Origin of the sequence: Halospeciosus flavus (assembly GCF_029814175.1) — an archaeon.
Taxonomy (GTDB): Archaea; Halobacteriota; Halobacteria; order Halobacteriales; family Halobacteriaceae; genus Halospeciosus; species Halospeciosus flavus.
Window position 1 is genome coordinate 650,508 of sequence record NZ_CP122312.1, and the last position, 16,109, is coordinate 666,616.

Sequence of the window (16,109 nt, forward strand, 5' to 3'; positions counted from 1 at the left end):
CGCCCGCACACCTCCGAGTAATGAGCGACGAGTTCGACTACGAGGAACTCGGGTTGGTGGCGGGTCTCGAAATCCACCAGCAACTCGACACCGACGCGAAACTGTTCTGCGCGTGCCCGACCGACCTCCGCGAACCCGAGGAGGCCGAGCGGACGTTCACCCGGTATCTCCACCCGACGAAGAGCGAACTCGGCGAGATCGACGAGGCCGCCCTCGAAGAGAGTCAGGTCGAACGCGAGTTCGAGTACCTCGCCTACGACTCCACCTGTCTCGTCGAGGAGGACGACGAACCGCCCCACCGTCTCGACGACGAGGCGCTGGAGACGGCCCTCGAAGTCGCCCAACTACTCGACATGGACGTCGTCGACCAGGCCCACGTCATGCGGAAGGTCGTCATCGACGGCTCGAACACCTCCGGCTTCCAGCGCTCCTCGCTGGTCGCACAGGGCGGCGAGATCCGGACGAGCGAGGGGACCGTCGGCGTCGAGGACATGATGCTCGAAGAGGAGAGCGCCCAGCGCGTCGAGGAGACCGAGTCGGGCGTCCGCTTCAGTCTCGACCGTCTCGGCATCCCGCTGGTCGAGATCGGCACCGAGCCGGACATCTCCTCGCCCGAGCAGGCCCGCGAGGCCGCCGAACGCATCGGGATGCTGCTGCGCTCGACCGGAAAGGTGAAACGCGGCCTCGGCACCATCCGACAGGACGTGAACGTCTCCATCGCCGAGGGCGCGCGCGTAGAGATGAAGGGGGTCCAGAGTCTCGGCGACATCGAGGACCTCGTCCGCTTCGAGGTCCAGCGACAGGTCCGCCTGCTCGACGTCGCCGACACCCTGCAGGAACGCGACGCCGAGGTGGGCGACGTCCAGGACGTGACCGACGTGTTCGCCGAGACCGACAGTTCGGTGATTCGCAGCGCCCTCGAATCCGACGGTCTCGTCTACGCCGTCCCGCTCTTCGGCTTCGACGGCCTCGTCGGGAAGGAACTCCAGCCGGACCGCCGTCTCGGGACCGAGTTCTCCGACCACGCGAAGCGCCACGGCGCGGGGGGCATCTTCCACACGGACGAACTCCCCGCCTACGGCGTCACCGAGGAGGAGGTCGACGCACTCCGCGAGGCCGTCGACGCCGGCCCCGAGGACGCCGTCGCCATCGTCGCCGCCGAAGCCGACGTCGCCCGTCCCTCCATCGAGGCGGTCGCCGAGCGCGCCGAGACGGCCATCGAGGGCGTCCCCGAGGAGACCCGTGACGCCAAGGAGGACGGCACCACCTCCTACCTCCGTCCACTCCCGGGCGCGGCGCGGATGTACCCCGAGACGGACGTCCCGCCCGTCGAACCGGACCCCTCGGACGTCCCCGAACCCGAACTCCTCACGGAGAAGGCCGAACGCTACGAGGAGGACTACGACCTCGACGCCGGCCTCGCCGAGCAGGTCGCCTACGGCCAGCGCTGGGAACTCTTCGAGGAGGGTGTCGAGACCGGTGTCGACGCGACGCTCGCCGCACAGACCGTCGAGTCCACCGTCACGGAACTCCGCCGCGACGACGTGCCGGTCGAGAACCTCGACGACGACCACTTCCGCGGCACCTTCGACCTCATCGCACAGGGCGAACTCGCCCAGGAGGGCGTCCCGAAACTCCTCGCCGCGCTCGCGCGTAACCCCGACCTGACGGCCGAGGAAGCCGCCGAACAGGAGGGACTCGGCTCCGCCGGCGAGGAGGAGGTCCGCGAGGCGGTCGTCGAGGTTGTCGAGCGGAACGAAGACCAGATCGAAGAACAGGGCATGGGCGCCTTCTCGGCGCTGATGGGCGAGTGCATGGGCGCCCTCCGCGGGAAGGCCGAGGGCGACCTCGTCAGCCAGATCCTCCGCGAGGAGATCCAGAAGCGAGCCTGATTAGCTCGTCGTCGAGTCGCCCGACTGCGTGTCGGTCTGCTCGGAGCCGGTCTGTTCGGCGCCGGACATCTTCGCGATAGCCCGGTCGCCACGCTCGACGATAGTGCCGCCCTTCCCGACGGCGACGTGGACGCCGTCGGCGACGGTGACCGAGTAGAGGTCGTGGGTGATCATCGACCAGCGTTCGACCCACTCGTCGTCCTCGTTGCGGTAGATGGCGCCGTTGTCGCCGACCGCGATGAGGACGTCTTCGTGGCGGTCGATCTCGTTGAGACTCGACGCCGAGACGCCCAGCGGCGTCCAGTTGTCACAGTTCCGCTCGTAGCGGTAGATGCGGGTACCCGACGCGACGAGGAGGTGCTCGTCGTCGACGTAGATGTCGGTGAACGTCCCCGCCGCGTTCTCGATGCCGATGCGCTCCCACGCACCGGCGTCGGTCGTCCGGTAGACGCTCCCGCTCGTGTTGACCGCGTAGCCGTCGCCGTCGGGACCGGCCGCGAGCGCGGCGATGGTCGAACCGGAGCCGCCGGCACCGGCCTCGTTGCCGCCGCCGGGTTTCTTGACCGGACCCCACTGGGGACAGCAACCGTTGACGAAGCCGACGAGGACCTCGCCGGAGCCGTTGGCGACCATGACCTTCTCGCTCCCGGCCTCCCCGGCGACGGCCATGGCTTCCCACGTGCTCGTCTTCCCCCGAGGGGCGGAGTAGTCGTGCTTCTCGTGGGTCGTCACGTCGTAGTAGCCGAGCGACCCGGAGGAACCCGCGAACCAGATGCGCTGGCCGTCGTCTGTCGCCGCGGCGGCGTAGAGGGCGTTGTCTCGCGCCGTTGGGCCGTCCTCGAAGACGACGGCCCAGTCGCCGTCGTCCTGTCGCCGGACGAGCGTCCCGCTCCCGCCGACCGCGTAGGGACCGTCGCTCGTCTCGACGACGCTGTGGAGGGTTCGGGTGGTGGGCGATTCGATTGCGTACCAGATGCCGGCAGCCGCTTGGGGACCGAGGTGCCACATCGTGCTAGAAATGTATCACGTTGTGGGTGTTAAAATCACCGACTAGTTTAGTGAAACAAACTACTCTTCGGCGAGCTTCTCGACCAGCGTCTCGACACTGTAGCTCTGGAGCGGGCGTTGGCTGTCGCGGAGGGTCGTGATTGTGAACGTCGAGTTCGTCCGGTCGATCTCGTCGAGCGACTCGAACTCGGAGATGAGTCGTTCGACGTCGTCGGCGTCGGGGAGGCGCGCGACGACGATGAAGTCCGTTTCGCCCATCGTGAAGTAGAGTTGGGTGACTCCCTCGATCTCGAGGATGTCCTCGCCGAGCATCTCGTAGGAACCGGAGTAGTCGGCCAGCACCTCGACGACGACGGTCACGTCGAGTCCGAACTCCTCGAGGTCGACGTCGTAGAGGTCGTTCTCGATGATGCCCTCCTCCCGGAGGTTGTTCAGCCGGTAGTGGATGGTCGACACCGGGATGTCCGTCTCCTCGTGGAGGGCCTCCGGACTCCCCGTGCCGAGGTCCGAGATCGCCTTGAGCAGGCGGATGTCGCGCTCGTCCATGCCCGTGCGTTCGCCGCTCGGCCGTATGTAGCCTCCGGACACGACCAACAGGTCGGCCGGGACATAGGTGCAACGTTACGCCACTGTCACTCCCTTACAAACCAAAATAGAGCTATTTCTTGGAGAGTGCAACCAACACAATCCATAATGTTGTAGTAGAGTTTAAGACTACGGAGCCATTGAGTATACAGTACGCAATGAGTCTCTCCACACGCTTCGGCGGGCCGAAGTGGACGGCCGCCCTCTTCCTCCTCTTGGCGGCGTTCTGGGGGACGTCCTTCGTCGCCATCGAGGTCGGTCTCCACACGGTCCCGCCGCTGTACTTCGCCGGGCTGCGCTACGCGCTCGCCGGCGTCGTCGTCCTCGGGTACGCCGCGGTAACGACGTCGCGCTGGCGCCCGTCCGGCCGCGAAGAGTGGTTGTCGATCTCGGTGATGGCGGTCCTCGTCATCGCCGTCTACCACGGGCTACTGTACGTGGGCGAACTCCACGTCTCCGGTCCCGTCGCCGCCGTGGTCATCAGCCTCACGCCCGTCCTGACCGCTGGCTTTGCGACCCTCATCCTCCCCGAGGACGGCATCGACGCCGTCGGCGCGCTCGGGCTCGGGCTCGGCGTCGCGGGCGTCGCCGTCGTCGCCGGCTTCGACCCGACGAACCTCGCCAGCGGGACGACCATCGGCGTACTCCTCGTCCTGCTGGGCGCGGTGTCGTTCGCCCTCGGCGGCGTCCTGACGCGCCCGCTCTCGACCGACCTCCCGATGGAGTCGACCACCGGGTGGGCGATGGGTCTCGGCGGGTTCCTCCTCCTCGCCGGCGCCGTCGCACGTGGAGAACCAGTCGGGAACGTCGCGTGGACGGAGACGGCCCTCCTCTCGTTCGCCTACCTGACCGTGGTCTCGGCCATCCTGGGCTTCCTCATCTACTTTACCCTCATGGAGCGCGTCGGGCCGACGCAACTCAACCTGGTGGGGTACCTCGAACCGGTCGTCGCGGCGCTCGCCGGGTGGGCGCTGCTCGGACAGGGTGTCGACGCCGCGACCATCTCCGGGTTCGCGACCATCTTCGCGGGCTTCGCGCTCGTGAAGCGTCGCGCGCTCTACGACGTCGCGATGCGGACGACGGCCGCCGTCACGAGTTGAGGTCGATGGTCCGGGTTCGGACCTCCCCGCAACTCGGACAGACGTGCGAGAACGTTACCCGTTTTCCCCGTACTTTCTTCTGCCAACGGCCGTCTTCGTCCTCGTACCCGCACGCCGGACACGTCAGGTCGACGTCGTCGTAGTGGCTCGCGAGGCGGTCGAACGCGGAGTTTCCACTTCGTCGCCCAGTTGCCATGCGTTACCATACATCATCGTCTGACAAAGGTCTGACGGTCGGACGAACTAGTCGTCGAGTCGCTGGCGCGTCCGCCGCAGGATGCCGTGGAGCGTGCTGACCTCGCGGCCCGTCGGGTGGGCGCGGCCGAGGATGCGTCGGACCATTCTCACTGTCTTGTCCTTCTTCTCCTCGGGGTAGTCGACGTCGTCGAGGAAGTCGGCGAAGTGGTCGTAGAAGCGCTCGACGTCCTCCTCGTCCGCGCGGTGGACGGAGACGTCGGGGAGTTGGCTCTCGTCCATCGCGAGGTCCCGGAGTTCGTACAGCGAGACGGTCGCGGCCTGTCCGAGGTTGAGCGCGGGGTAGTCGGCGCTCGCGGGGATCGAACACACCTCGTCGAGGCGGGCCATCTCCTCGTTGTTGAGACCGTTAGCCTCGCGACCGAAGACGAACACCGTCTCCGACTCGACGTCGCGCAGCGACTCCGAGAGTTCCGCGGGCGTGCGGAACGGGAAGCGGACGTGGCGGGTGGCGTCCTGGTTGGTGATGGCCGTGAAGCCCACCGTGTGGAAGTTCTCGACGAGGTAGTCGAAGGAGACCTCTTCGGCGTTCGGGAGGACGTCCTCGCGTGCCTGGGCGGCGTAGCCGTAGGCGTCACTCTCGCGCGGGAGCGCGGGCGGGTCGACGAGGTAGAGGTCCTCGAAGCCGAAGTTCTTCATCGCGCGGGCGATGGTCCCGACGTTGCCGGGCGTCTCGGGTTCGACGACGGCGACTGCTGGCTTCGACATGGTCAGAGATTCCTCGTCGGGTCGTCGCCCAGGTCAAGGTCGTCGACGCTCTCGACGTCGCTCCCGCCCTCGCGGACTTCGCCCTCGTGGAGGTCGATCTCGACCTGTTCGTCCTCGGGGAGTTCGAAGTCGAGGGCCGACGGGTCCGGGACGTCCGGACGCGGCGCGGTGTCGGGGTCCGTCTCGACGTGTTCGGGGCCGTCGTACCAGTCGGGCGCGCGCCCGCCGTCCGCGAACCAGTCAAGGAAGGCGTCTTCGAGTTCTTTGGACCCCCTGTAGGCGTCGCCGCCCTCGTGGGTCCACCAGTAGTAGAAGTCGGACTCGTGTTCGTCACAGAGGAGGACCTCGCCGAACACCTCGCCGTAGACGGCAGTCGGGACGTTACACTGCTGGAGGTTCTCCTCGCCCTGGACCACGTAGCAGGCGTCGCAGGGGAGGTCCTGCAGGACGTCGAGTCGAACCAGTCGGCGTCGCTCGTCTTCGGGGATCTCTTCGAGCGGCCGGAAGTTCCCGTCCCCGTCGAAGACGGCGTCCTCGTCGAATCGCCACCCCCGGAAGGCGATGCTCACTTTTCCCATCGACGTCGGGTAGGCGACCGACGACTAAAAGCGGCGTGCCATCCGGGCGAGCGACCGGTCCACGGCGACACTTCGGCCACCCGGACACTCCCGTCCGACAGACAAGGCTATATCCATCCAGCGCTAGTCGTGCACCATGGTACCACTTAACTCGACGGGCGGTGTCCGGTGTCTGCGGTGTGGTCTCGACCTGGTCAGCGGCGGGGGACTCCGTCGCTGTCGCGACTGCGGGTGGGTCGAGCACCGCCCCGCTGACTGAACGGGTCGGCCCGAACGACTAATCCGGAGAGGGGAGTACGCTCGCGTATGCGCGGACTCCCCCACTCCCTGAAGTACGGACGTGTCGACGCCGAACCACGCTCGCTCGCCGCAAAAGCACTCGTCACCGGTCTCTCGGTCGTCGGAACGGCCGTGATGGCCGGTGCGCTGCTCGGCGCCTGACCACCCTCCTTCTCTCCGTCGTCCGCCGGAAGCGTCGCGCCTTTGTCGCTGGGTCACTCCCTCCCGGTATGGACACCGTCGACGCCGCCGGCCTGAAGATCGGCGACGACCACCCGCCCCGCATCATGGGCGTCCTCAACGTCAGCAAGGAGTCGCCCTACTCCCCGAGTGTCTACGACGACCCCGACGAGGCGGCCCAGTACGTCGACGAGGAACTCGTCAGCCAGGGCGCGGACATCGTCGACGTCGGACTCGAGTCCGCGAACAAACGCTTCGACGTCCTCTCGGCCGAACAGGAACTCGACCGCCTCAACGTTGCCCTCGAGACCATCGAACGCGTCGAGGGCGACGCCGTCTTCTCCATCGAGACGCGCTACGCCGAGGTCGCCGACGAGGCACTCTCGCGTGGCTTCGACATGGTCAACGACATCTGTGGCTTCGCCGACCCCGAGATGCCCGACGTGTGTGAGGCCCACGACGCCGCCGTCGTGAAGATGGCGAGTCCGCCGGACCTCGAACGTCCCGGTGCCGTCGAGGACGTCGACTGGTCGGAACGACGTTCCGACGGACGGGAGCGTCGCACGAGCTATGCGGACGACATCTACGAGGCTCTGACGATGAACGGGTTCACGGACAAGACCATCGTCGACCCGGCGTTCGGCGGGTGGTCCGAGGCGAAGACGCTCGAAGACGACCGCGAGACGTTCCGACGCCTCCGGGAGTTCCGCGGCCACGGCCGACCCATCCTCGTCTCCATCAACCGGAAGAACTTCTTGAAGGAGGTCGCCGGCCGCTCGACCGAGGAGGCACTCCCCGTGAGCCTCGCCGCCACGTCGATGGCCGTCGAGCGCGGCGCACACGTGATCCGGACGCACGACGTCGCCGAGACGCGCGACGCCGCCCTGATCGGCCACGAGTTCACCCGGGAGCGCGTCCGCGAACCGACGGTTGAGGAACTCGACGTGACGACGGTCCGCGAGGCCGAACGACACCTCGAACGCGTCGGTGGCGACGTCGGCGCGGCGTCTGACGCAGTCGCGCGCGCCTTCGTCGTGCGAGACGTCCCCACAGACGTTCGTCAGACGCTCGTCGGGGCCGCGGACGACGCCGGCGCCGTCTGCACCGGCGACCGCGAACTGCTCCTCGCGGGAACTGCCGGGGAGATTTCTGCAGTTTCGGACGCGCTCAGCGGCGAAAGTGGGCGTTTCGACGTGCTCGTCGACGCGCTCGATTCGTTCCTTCGATAACGGGAAAACTTATGGCTTCAGGGCTGAAAACCGCGGATGGAAGCCGAGTTCCCGCACGGGTAGGGGTACACGAGCGGGCACACTCGGCTCGAACCACAACTTTACGGGTTCTTTGGACGCTCCAGTAGCTATGCACTTCGACGAGTGGGAACCTGTCTACCGAGCGATTCTCGCGGACTTCGGCTACGAACGCGCCGCCGACGAGCGCGCACGCGACGTCCTCCGAGAGTACGTCGAACCGTTCGACCTCGACCGCCTGGACGTCTCCGGAGACACCGTGGCCGTCGCCGGCGCCGGTCCCTCCCTAACCGGCGAACTCGACGCCGCCCGCGACGCGGACGCGGTCTTCGCCGCCTCGACTGCCGCCGACGACCTGCTGGACGCAGGTGTCGACGTCGACTGCATGGTCACCGACCTCGACAAGAACCCCGAGACTGCCCGCCTGCTCACGGACCGGGGTGTCCCCGTCGCCGCCCACGCCCACGGCGACAACGTCCCGGCCATCCACGAGCACGTCCCGACCTTCGAGACGGCCAACGTCCTCGGGACGACGCAGGCCGAACCCCGCCCGCCCGTGGAGAACGTCGGGGGCTTCACCGACGGCGACCGGGCGGCCTTCCTCGCCGACCACTGCGGGGCGGCCCGCCTCCGCTTCGTCGGGTGGGACTTCGACGACCCCACGCTCGCCCAGTCGAAGGCGAAGAAACTCCGGTGGGCCGAACGCCTCCTCCGGTGGCTCGAAGTCCGCCGCGACGAGCGTTTCGCCGTCCTCGACGGCCGCCGCGACGCCGTCGACCTCCCCGAACCCGTCCGCCCGGAAGACAGTTGAACGATTGTACAACTGTTCAACTGTTCGGGTCGGCGCGGGCCGACCCTACGTAGTTAGGGACAGCGTGCATGTGGGTTCCGTCCGTCGGTACGTAGTGAGCCCGACGTCGACCGGGCTCGTCCGAGAGCGTCCCCGCACCTCTCTCCCCCAACGCTCTCCCCGGCACACTCCCCCTGTTCTGCTTCGCTCCGACAGTGAGCGACGTGTCCGTCCCTGCTACTCCGGCGCGAGGTGTTCGAGCGTCTCGACGACCTCCGGCCGGTCGGCGCCGCGTGGCGTCCCGATCGAGACGTCGTCGACACCGTCGAGGGCCGCGAAGTCGGCGAGTCGGTCGCGGGCTTCCTCGGGGGTCCCGACGGCGGCAAGTTCGTCGACGAGTTCGTCGGCGACGAGTTCGGTCGCCCACTCGCGGTCGCGGTCCTGCCAGGCGTCGTGGACCGCGTGGGCCGTCTCCTCGAAGCCCTGGCGGGCGAGAGCGTCCCGGTAGTAGGTTCCCATCCCGCCGATGTAGAAGGCGACATGCTGGGCGGCCAACTCGCGGGCGCGGTCGCCGTCGTCGAGCGCACAGCACTGGACGACCAGCGAGACGCGGAGGTCGTCGGGGTCGCGACCGCCGAGTTCCGCCCCGCGACGGAGGTCCGCGTAGCGCTCCTCGAACCCGTCTTCGGTGAACATGAGCGCGTGCCACCCGTCGGCGAAGCGGCCGGCGAGTTCGGTGGCCTTCGGTCCCATCGCGGCGACGTCGACGCCCGGCACGGGGTCGGGCGGGTCACACCGGAGGCGGAACCCCGAGACGTCGACCACGTCGCCGTCGTAGTCCACTTCCTCACCCGAGAGCACCTGTTGGACGACCTCCGTGTACTCGCGGGTCCGCTTGAGAGGATTGCCGAAGTCGACGCCGTGCCAGTTCTCGACGACCGCGGGACCGCTGGGGCCAAGGCCGAGACGGAATCGGCCGTCGGAGGCTTCCTGGAGTGTCGCGGCGGTCTGTCCGAGGAGTGCGGCCGACCGGGAGTACACCGGGAGGATGCTCGTCCCGAGTCCGATGTCGTTGGTCTCGGTGGCGAGCGTCGCAAGGATGGTGACCGCGTCGCGGCCCCACGTCTCGGGAAGCCAGGCGGTATCGTAGCCGAGGGCTTCGGCGCGCTTTCCCAACTCGACGAAGTCGTCGAGCGACGACTGTGCGGCGACCGGCAGGTGGACCGTTCTCTCTGTCACGTCTCGCCAAACCACGGGGGGAGACTTAGAACTAGGCGAGGTGGGTCTCGATCAGGTCGACGAGCGCCTCCCGGTCGCAGACGCCCTCGCGGCGGGCGACGGGTTCACCGTCGACGAAGAGGAGGAGCGTCGGGAGACTCTGGACCGCGAACTCGGCGGCCAACACCGGGTTCGACTCGACGTCGACCCGGACGGTCTCGACACGCTGCTCCGCCGCCAGCGCGTCGAGGTCGGCGTCGACGCGTCGACAGGGGCGACTCCACTCGGCCTCGAAGTGTGCGAGGACGGCCTCGGAGTCGTCGACGACGTCGTCGAACTGCCCGCTGTCCTCGACCAACCGACCGCCGTCCCGGTTCGGTGTCGTGGGCATTCTTCCTCACCAATCTTATATATTCTTTCTAATGTTGTTAATCTTTGCCACGTCCTCGATGGGATTCGACGACGCCGAGCACGTCGTCCGGGAGGTCGATCATGTGACAGAGGGGATTCCCCGGGTAGACGACGGGGTTCTCGAGGACGCCGACGAGCAACCCGGTGAACGGCGCGCGGACGACGTCAGCCTCGGTCTTGAACGGATTGGTTATTCGACAAATCGGCTCGCCCTCGTAGACGAGTCCGCCGCGGTCGTGGTGCATCTCGACCAGGCCGCCCGAGTCGGCGCGTATCCACGTCTTCTCGTCGGTCTGGACGACCGTCCGCCACCCTGGCCAGTCGACGGTCGCCTGCGGGAAGAGGCCGTACTCGGCCATCACGCTCGCGATGCCGTCGAGCGCCTCGTCGACGAGCGGCCGCTGGAAGCGGTGGGTCTCACCCATCTCGATGGTGACGGTCGGGATGCCCGCCTCGGTTGCCTCGGTCCGGAGCATCCCGGACGACCCGTCGCTGTCGATGATGAGGTTCGACCCGAACGCTCGCGCGAGGCGGGCGACGTCGGCGTCCTCCATGTCCGCGCGGACGTGGAACATGTTGGTCCGACCGCGCGTCGACGTGTGGAAGTCGAGTCCGAAGTCACAGGGCGCGACGAAGTTGTCGAAGACGCGCTTCGCGATGCGCTTGGCGCTCGTACTGCCCTCCTTCCCCGGGAACGCCCGGTTGAGGTCACGGTCGTAGACGGGGAGGTAGCGTTGCTGAGTGACGAACCCGGGGACGTTCAACACGGGGAGACAGACCAGCGTCCCGGCGAGGTCGTCGTGGTCCCACTCGTGGGCGACCTCCCGCACCACCTCGATACCGTTGAGCTCGTCACCGTGGATCGCCGCCGAGAGGAACGCCGTCGGGCCGGGGGCCTCGCCGTTGACGACTGTGACGGGGATTCGGACCGGGTCCCCGAGGTACGTCTCGCTGATGGTGTACCGGAAGTGTGCCGTCTCGCCGGGCGGCACCGCGCCGCCGTCGTAGGTGAACGTCTCGTCCATGGTACGCTCTACAGGGCGCCCCCTCTTTTCAGTCTAGCTTGTCGATAGTGAATTACTAATTTGTAGCGAAAACTTATACGAGAGAACTCTCAATTCTAGGACTAGAACGTCGTCCCCGACTGGACGAGAGGACCACCGATGACTGGATCCCCCACCACGCGCGTCGGCGTACTGAGCCTCCACAACAGCAAGGAGACGAAAGCGATTCTGAACGCCGTGCAGGCGCTCGGGCACGAACCAGTGTGGCTACGCGAGGAGACGATCGGTTTCGGCGTCGTCGACGGGAATGTGCAGGTGTCGCCGGCGGTTGACGTCGTCGTGAACCGCCTCCTCCTCTCGAAGAGCGACACCCCGCTCCCGGACCTCGGCGTAGCCGCGATGGCCGCCGACGGGACGCCGATACTGAACCCACCACAGACGGTCCTCCGGACGGTGTACAAGCCCGCCGCGCTCCGCGTCGTCGCCGACGCGGGCGTACCGGTCCCCGACACCTACCAGTCCCTCGACGGCCGGCCGCCGGACGAGGAGACACTCGGCAATGCGACTCCCGCCCCGGAGTTCGTCCGTAAGCCGGTTCTCGGCACGAACGGGAACGGCGTCTCGAAGGCAGAGACCGACGCGCCGTGGCCGCCTGCCAGTCGCCGAACGGTCGTCCAGACGTTCGTCGACACCGAGGGCGAGCAGGCTTCCGACGTCCGTGTCTACGTCGTCGACGGCGAGGTGATCGGTGCGATGCGGCGGAACGCACCGCCGGGAGACTGGCGGACAAACGTCGCCGTCGGCGGGGCCGTCGAGGACGTCTCGGCCGACCTCTCCGACGCCGCGCGGGACGCCGCCGTCGAGGCGACGGAGGCGCTCGAACTCGACTACGCCGGCGTCGACGTCATCGCCGCGGAGACCGACCCGCAAGTCCTCGAAGTGAACCCGACGGCCGGGTTCAAGGGCTTCTTCCGCGCGACCGGCCGGAGTCCCGCGCCGTACATCGCCCGCGCGGCTATCGAGCGCGCCGGCGGCACCGTTGACGACGCCGAGTTCAGGGAGCAGGCCGCCCGCCTCGCCGACGAGCGCCCGGTGTGTGCGCCGCGGACGGACCGCTCCGACGACTCCACCGACCAACGGACCGTCGATTACACGGAACGGGTCGACGTCGCGGCCGATGGCGGCATCGAGCGCGTTGTCGCGAAGGCGGATACGGGTGCGAGGCGGTCGACCGTCGACGTCGACCTCGCGGGCCGGGTCGGCGCGGGGCCGCTCGTCGGGTCGACCAACGTCCGTTCGGGGTCGAGCAAGTCGAGTACCTCCCGCCCGCTCGTCACGCTCGACGTCCGGGTCGGTGACCGCTGGCACGAGGTGACGGCCGACGTCGTCGACCGGAGCCACATGAACTACGACGTGTTGCTCGGCCGGGACGTGCTCGCGGACTACCAGGTCGACGTCTCGAAGCGGGCCGAGGGCGACGCGGGCGACAGCGACGAGGAAGAGTGAGCCAGTCTACGGCGTCGGTGGCTCGAAGGTGTGGGGAAGGCCGGTCGGGGCGATGGTCTGGCCGGTGACGAAGGAGGCGGCGTCGCTCGCGAGGAAGCGGATGGTGTCGGCGACCTCGTGGGGTGTCCCGATTTCGCGTGCGACTTCTTCGCGGGAGGGCGTCTCGTCGAGACCGAGCATCTCCTTCACCGGCGGCGTCGCGATGAAGCCGGGATTGACCGCGTTCACGCGGACGTCCTCATCGGCCCACTCACTGGCGAGCGTTCGGGTGAGCGCGATGACGCCGGCCTTCGCGGCGCTGTAGGGACCCATACCCGCGACGCCGTAGCGCCCGGCCTGGCTCGCCGTGTTGACGACCGCGCCGCCGTCCTCGCGGAGCGCGTCCGCGAACGCCGTGGTGACGTTGTACGTCCCGGTGAGGTTCACCTCGATGACGCCGTCCCACGTCTCGGCGTCGACCTCGTCGAGCGACCCTGCGCCCGCGGCACCGCCGGCGTTGTTGACGAGCACGTCGACCTCGCCGAACTCCTCGACGGTGGCCGCGGCGAGTGCCTCGACGTCGTCGCGGTCGGTCACGTCGCACTCCACGGGGAGGACCTCGCCCGGCACGTCGGCACCGTTCAGTTCCTCGGCGACGGCGTCGACGTCCGCCTGCGTGCGTGAGCAGATGACGACGTCGGCACCGTCGGCGACGAACGTCTCGGTAACGGCGCGGCCGATGCCGCTGGAGGCGCCCGTGACGACCGCAGTCTTCCCGGCGACGCTGGACCGTTCGCAAACCGACTCCGTCGTGCGGATATCATCTTCGACAGGCATCGATGCCGGGTAACAGCGTCCCACGGAAAAGGCCGGAGACCCCGGCGCCCGTCGCGGCTTTCTGCCCATCGCCGCCGGTAGCTTTTGGCCGCTCCCGCGTCTCGGTCGGTCCATGCACCTGTTCTGGCACCGCTCGGACCTCCGGGTGGCCGACAACCTTGGTCTGGCCGACGCCGCGGACGCAGTCGACGATGAGGAGGCCGTCGTCCCGCTGTTCGTCCTCGACGACGGTATCCTCGAACACGGGTCGCCCGTCCGAGTCGCCTTCCTCCTCGACTGCCTCGCCGACCTCCGCGCGGCCTACCGCGAGCGTGGGAGCGACCTCCTCGTCCGCCGCGGCGACGCCTCTGCGGTCGTCCCGGCGGTCGCCGCCGAATGCGACGCCGACCGCGTCGTGTGGAACCACGACTACTCCGGACTCGCCCGCGAACGCGACGAAGCCGTCCGCGCCGCGCTCGACGAGCAGGGGACGAGGCACGAGCAGTTTCACGACGCGGTCCTCCACGAACCGGGGGCCATCCGCACGAACGCGGGCGACCCATACTCCGTGTTCAGTTACTTCTGGAAGAAGTGGCGTGACCGCGAGAAGCGCGACCCCGTGGCGGCACCCGACGGCGACGCACTCGCCGACCTCGACGGCGACGACCTGCCGGCGCTCGACACGCTCGGGTTCGACGAACCGGACGCGAACCCGGTCGAGGCGGGGCAGGCGTCGGCCCACCGGCGTCTCGAAGCGTTCTGCGAGGAGGACATCTACCGCTACGACGAGGCGCGTGAGTACCCCGCCGAGGCGGCTACTTCCCGCCTTTCCCAGGACCTCTCCTTCGGGAGCATCGGCGTCCGTACAGTATTCGAACGGACCGTCCAGGCGATGGTCGACGCCGACGATGAGCCGGCACGGGAAGCGGTCGAGGAGTACCAGCGCCAACTCGCCTTCCGGGAGTTCTACGTACAAGTACTCTACTTCCACCCCGAGACGGTGACCGAGAACTACGACGCCTATCCGAAACCCATCGAGTGGCGTGAGGACGACGCGGAGTTGCAGGCGTGGAAAGAGGGGCGGACGGGTGTTCCCATCGTCGACGCCGGGATGCGCCAGTTACGAGAGGAGGGGTTCGTCCACAACCGGGTACGGATGCTCGTCGCCTCCTTCCTCACGAAGGACCTCCTGCAGGACTGGCGCGCGGGCTACGCCCACTTCCGCGAGCACCTTGTCGACCACGATACGGCCAACGACGTCGGCGGGTGGCAGTGGGCCGCCTCCACGGGAACCGACGCCCAGCCCTACTTCCGCATCTTCAACCCCTGGTCCCAGCAACCGGAATACGACCCCGACGCCGAATACGTGAAGGCCTACGTCGACGAACTAGCCGACGTGCCCACCGAGAAGATACACGCCTGGAACGAACTCGACGCCGACGAACGCGACTCGCTCGCGCCCGACTATCCCGACCCCATCGTTGACCACGGCGAGCGTCGCGAGGCGGCGCTCGCGATGTTCGAACGCGCCCGCGGGGAGGACGACTGATGGCGTCGCGCGCCGAACGGACCGTCGCCGTCTTCCTCGCCGGGTTGGTCCTCGGGTCCATCCTCGCAGTCGGCGCGGTAGCCACCCTTCAGCCCAGCGACGAACAGATCTCTCCGGACTCGCCCCCGTACAGCGTGGCGTCGGCGACCGGTTGCGTCGACGCCGAGCCCGGGTGGCTCCACGGCGTCCGCGCGGACGAGCGGACGTACGTGACGAGCAACGTCACGGTCCGCCACGCGGCCGACGAGACTGCGACTCTTCGCCTCGTCCACGTCTCATCGGGGCTGTATGCGGCCCACATTACGGTCGAGCAGACGGACAAACAGGGGTCGCCGCCCGAGGGCTGTACGCCCGGAACGACACTCGACCTGTCGGCGACGCTCCCCGGGAACGCCACCGAAGTCCGTCTCACTCATGAGGGCGAGGTCGTCGCCACCATCGACGTATCGGATGGGGTCGGCCACGACCGCGTGCCGGTCGTGAACGCGAGCGCCTAGAAGAGCGAGGGGAGGTCGGCCAGCGAGTCGAGGACGTGCGTCGGCCGGATACCGGTCGACTCGACGTCTGCCTCGCTACTCACGCCCGTCCGGACGAACGCCGAGTCGATGCCGGCGCGCTCGGCCATGAGGATGTCCGTGTGGACGTTGTCGCCGACCATTAGGCAACCGTCGAGAGAGATCCCGAGCGTCTCGGCGGCGATTTCGCCGAGTCGTGTCTCGGGCTTGCCGACGACGAGGGGATCGTGGCCAGTCATCCCCTCGACCGCACCGACGGTCGCGCCCGCTCCGGGGACCAGTCCGTCGGGTTCGGGCGTCGAGCGGTCGCGATTCGTCGCGACGAACACTGTCCCGGGACCGAACGCCCGGAGCGCCCGAGTGAGGCGGTCGAAGGTGATGCGATCGTCGTAGGCCGCGACGACCACGTCCGCGACGCCGTCGTCGACGACGTCCAGTCCGGCGTCGCGCACCTCGTCGACGAGTTCTGGCTGGCCGAGGACGAACACC

The 16,109-nt window shown here is 68.0% G+C and carries 18 protein-coding genes; 8 read left to right on the forward strand and 10 right to left on the reverse strand.

Annotation, left to right across the window (positions count from 1 at the left end):
• Positions 1–20 precede the first annotated feature (20 nt).
• Positions 21–1,892 carry a Glu-tRNA(Gln) amidotransferase subunit GatE gene (gene gatE / locus P0Y33_RS03190; RefSeq protein ID WP_279529119.1) on the forward strand — a complete coding sequence of 624 codons (1,872 nt, stop codon included), beginning with the start codon at positions 21–23 and terminating at the stop codon, positions 1,890–1,892.
• Here the strand turns inward: gatE and P0Y33_RS03195 are convergent, their stop codons facing one another.
• Together P0Y33_RS03195 and P0Y33_RS03200 are read right to left on the reverse strand one after the other, a co-directional pair.
• Entirely contained in the window at positions 1,893–2,900 is a 1,008-nt protein-coding gene (locus tag P0Y33_RS03195) for a WD40/YVTN/BNR-like repeat-containing protein (protein WP_279529120.1), read from the reverse strand. It lies immediately after the preceding gene.
• Between the two features lie 60 nt (positions 2,901–2,960).
• Positions 2,961–3,446: an Lrp/AsnC family transcriptional regulator gene (locus P0Y33_RS03200; RefSeq protein ID WP_279529121.1), complete on the reverse strand. Its 486-nt coding sequence runs from the start codon at positions 3,444–3,446 to the stop codon at positions 2,961–2,963.
• A 197-nt stretch (positions 3,447–3,643) separates the two neighbouring features.
• Between P0Y33_RS03200 and P0Y33_RS03205 the strand changes: the two genes are divergently transcribed.
• Positions 3,644–4,585, forward strand: a complete 942-nt coding sequence (locus tag P0Y33_RS03205) for a DMT family transporter (RefSeq protein ID WP_279529122.1) — start codon at positions 3,644–3,646, stop codon at positions 4,583–4,585.
• Here the strand turns inward: P0Y33_RS03205 and P0Y33_RS03210 are convergent.
• From P0Y33_RS03210 to P0Y33_RS03220, 3 genes are read right to left on the reverse strand one after another with little or no spacing between them, the layout of a single operon-like run.
• Positions 4,575–4,781, reverse strand: coding sequence for an HVO_0649 family zinc finger protein (locus tag P0Y33_RS03210; RefSeq protein ID WP_279529123.1), 207 nt, complete (start codon positions 4,779–4,781; stop codon positions 4,575–4,577). The two genes, P0Y33_RS03205 and P0Y33_RS03210, sit on opposite strands and share 11 nt — an antisense overlap.
• Positions 4,782–4,828: 47 nt before the next feature.
• Entirely contained in the window at positions 4,829–5,548 is a 720-nt protein-coding gene (locus P0Y33_RS03215; RefSeq protein ID WP_279529124.1) for an RNA methyltransferase, read from the reverse strand.
• Between the two features lie 2 nt (positions 5,549–5,550).
• Positions 5,551–6,126, reverse strand: a complete 576-nt coding sequence (locus P0Y33_RS03220; RefSeq protein ID WP_279529125.1) for a hypothetical protein — start codon at positions 6,124–6,126, stop codon at positions 5,551–5,553.
• A gap of 306 nt (positions 6,127–6,432) precedes the next feature.
• On the opposite strand from P0Y33_RS03220, the gene P0Y33_RS03225 reads away from it, so the two are divergent.
• The 3 genes from P0Y33_RS03225 to P0Y33_RS03235 all read left to right on the forward strand — a co-directional run bounded on the left by P0Y33_RS03225 (position 6,433) and on the right by P0Y33_RS03235 (position 8,643).
• Positions 6,433–6,567: a hypothetical protein gene (locus P0Y33_RS03225; protein WP_279529126.1), complete on the forward strand. Its 135-nt coding sequence runs from the start codon at positions 6,433–6,435 to the stop codon at positions 6,565–6,567.
• A 68-nt stretch (positions 6,568–6,635) separates the two neighbouring features.
• The gene (gene folP, locus P0Y33_RS03230) at positions 6,636–7,814 is read left to right on the forward strand and encodes a dihydropteroate synthase (RefSeq protein ID WP_279529127.1); all 1,179 of its coding nucleotides are present in this window, start codon (positions 6,636–6,638) and stop codon (positions 7,812–7,814) included.
• Positions 7,815–7,944: 130 nt separating this feature from the next.
• Positions 7,945–8,643 (forward strand): 6-hydroxymethylpterin diphosphokinase MptE-like protein, encoded by a 699-nt coding sequence (locus P0Y33_RS03235; RefSeq protein WP_279529128.1) that lies wholly within the window; start codon positions 7,945–7,947, stop codon positions 8,641–8,643.
• Between the two features lie 216 nt (positions 8,644–8,859).
• Here P0Y33_RS03235 and P0Y33_RS03240 read toward each other — a convergent pair whose 3' ends face one another.
• Genes P0Y33_RS03240 through P0Y33_RS03250 form a run of 3 tightly spaced genes read right to left on the reverse strand, consistent with a single transcriptional unit; the run spans position 8,860 to position 11,276 of the window.
• On the reverse strand, positions 8,860–9,861 hold the full coding sequence (locus P0Y33_RS03240) for a TIGR04024 family LLM class F420-dependent oxidoreductase (protein WP_279529129.1): 1,002 nt from the start codon (positions 9,859–9,861) through the stop codon (positions 8,860–8,862).
• Positions 9,862–9,892: 31 nt separating this feature from the next.
• The gene (locus tag P0Y33_RS03245) at positions 9,893–10,231 is read right to left on the reverse strand and encodes a thioredoxin family protein (protein ID WP_279529130.1); all 339 of its coding nucleotides are present in this window, start codon (positions 10,229–10,231) and stop codon (positions 9,893–9,895) included.
• A gap of 37 nt (positions 10,232–10,268) precedes the next feature.
• A complete protein-coding gene (locus tag P0Y33_RS03250) occupies positions 10,269–11,276 on the reverse strand; it encodes a succinylglutamate desuccinylase/aspartoacylase family protein (RefSeq protein WP_279529131.1) in 1,008 nt (335 codons plus the stop codon).
• 138 nt (positions 11,277–11,414) lie between these two features.
• On the opposite strand from P0Y33_RS03250, the gene P0Y33_RS03255 reads away from it, so the two are divergent.
• Positions 11,415–12,761 (forward strand): ATP-grasp domain-containing protein, encoded by a 1,347-nt coding sequence (locus tag P0Y33_RS03255; protein ID WP_279529132.1) that lies wholly within the window; start codon positions 11,415–11,417, stop codon positions 12,759–12,761.
• Positions 12,762–12,767: 6 nt separating this feature from the next.
• Here P0Y33_RS03255 and P0Y33_RS03260 read toward each other — a convergent pair whose 3' ends face one another.
• Positions 12,768–13,577: an SDR family NAD(P)-dependent oxidoreductase gene (locus tag P0Y33_RS03260; RefSeq protein ID WP_279529133.1), complete on the reverse strand. Its 810-nt coding sequence runs from the start codon at positions 13,575–13,577 to the stop codon at positions 12,768–12,770.
• A 112-nt stretch (positions 13,578–13,689) separates the two neighbouring features.
• Between P0Y33_RS03260 and P0Y33_RS03265 the strand changes: the two genes are divergently transcribed.
• Together P0Y33_RS03265 and P0Y33_RS03270 are read left to right on the forward strand one after the other, a co-directional pair.
• Positions 13,690–15,105 (forward strand): cryptochrome/photolyase family protein, encoded by a 1,416-nt coding sequence (locus P0Y33_RS03265; protein WP_279529134.1) that lies wholly within the window; start codon positions 13,690–13,692, stop codon positions 15,103–15,105.
• Positions 15,105–15,602, forward strand: a complete 498-nt coding sequence (locus tag P0Y33_RS03270) for a hypothetical protein (RefSeq protein WP_279529135.1) — start codon at positions 15,105–15,107, stop codon at positions 15,600–15,602. Before P0Y33_RS03265 ends, P0Y33_RS03270 begins: the two co-directional genes overlap by 1 nt.
• Here P0Y33_RS03270 and P0Y33_RS03275 read toward each other — a convergent pair.
• The gene (locus P0Y33_RS03275) at positions 15,599–16,108 is read right to left on the reverse strand and encodes an HAD-IIA family hydrolase (RefSeq protein ID WP_279529136.1); all 510 of its coding nucleotides are present in this window, start codon (positions 16,106–16,108) and stop codon (positions 15,599–15,601) included. The genes P0Y33_RS03270 and P0Y33_RS03275 overlap by 4 nt on opposite strands.
• Position 16,109 lies beyond the last annotated feature (1 nt).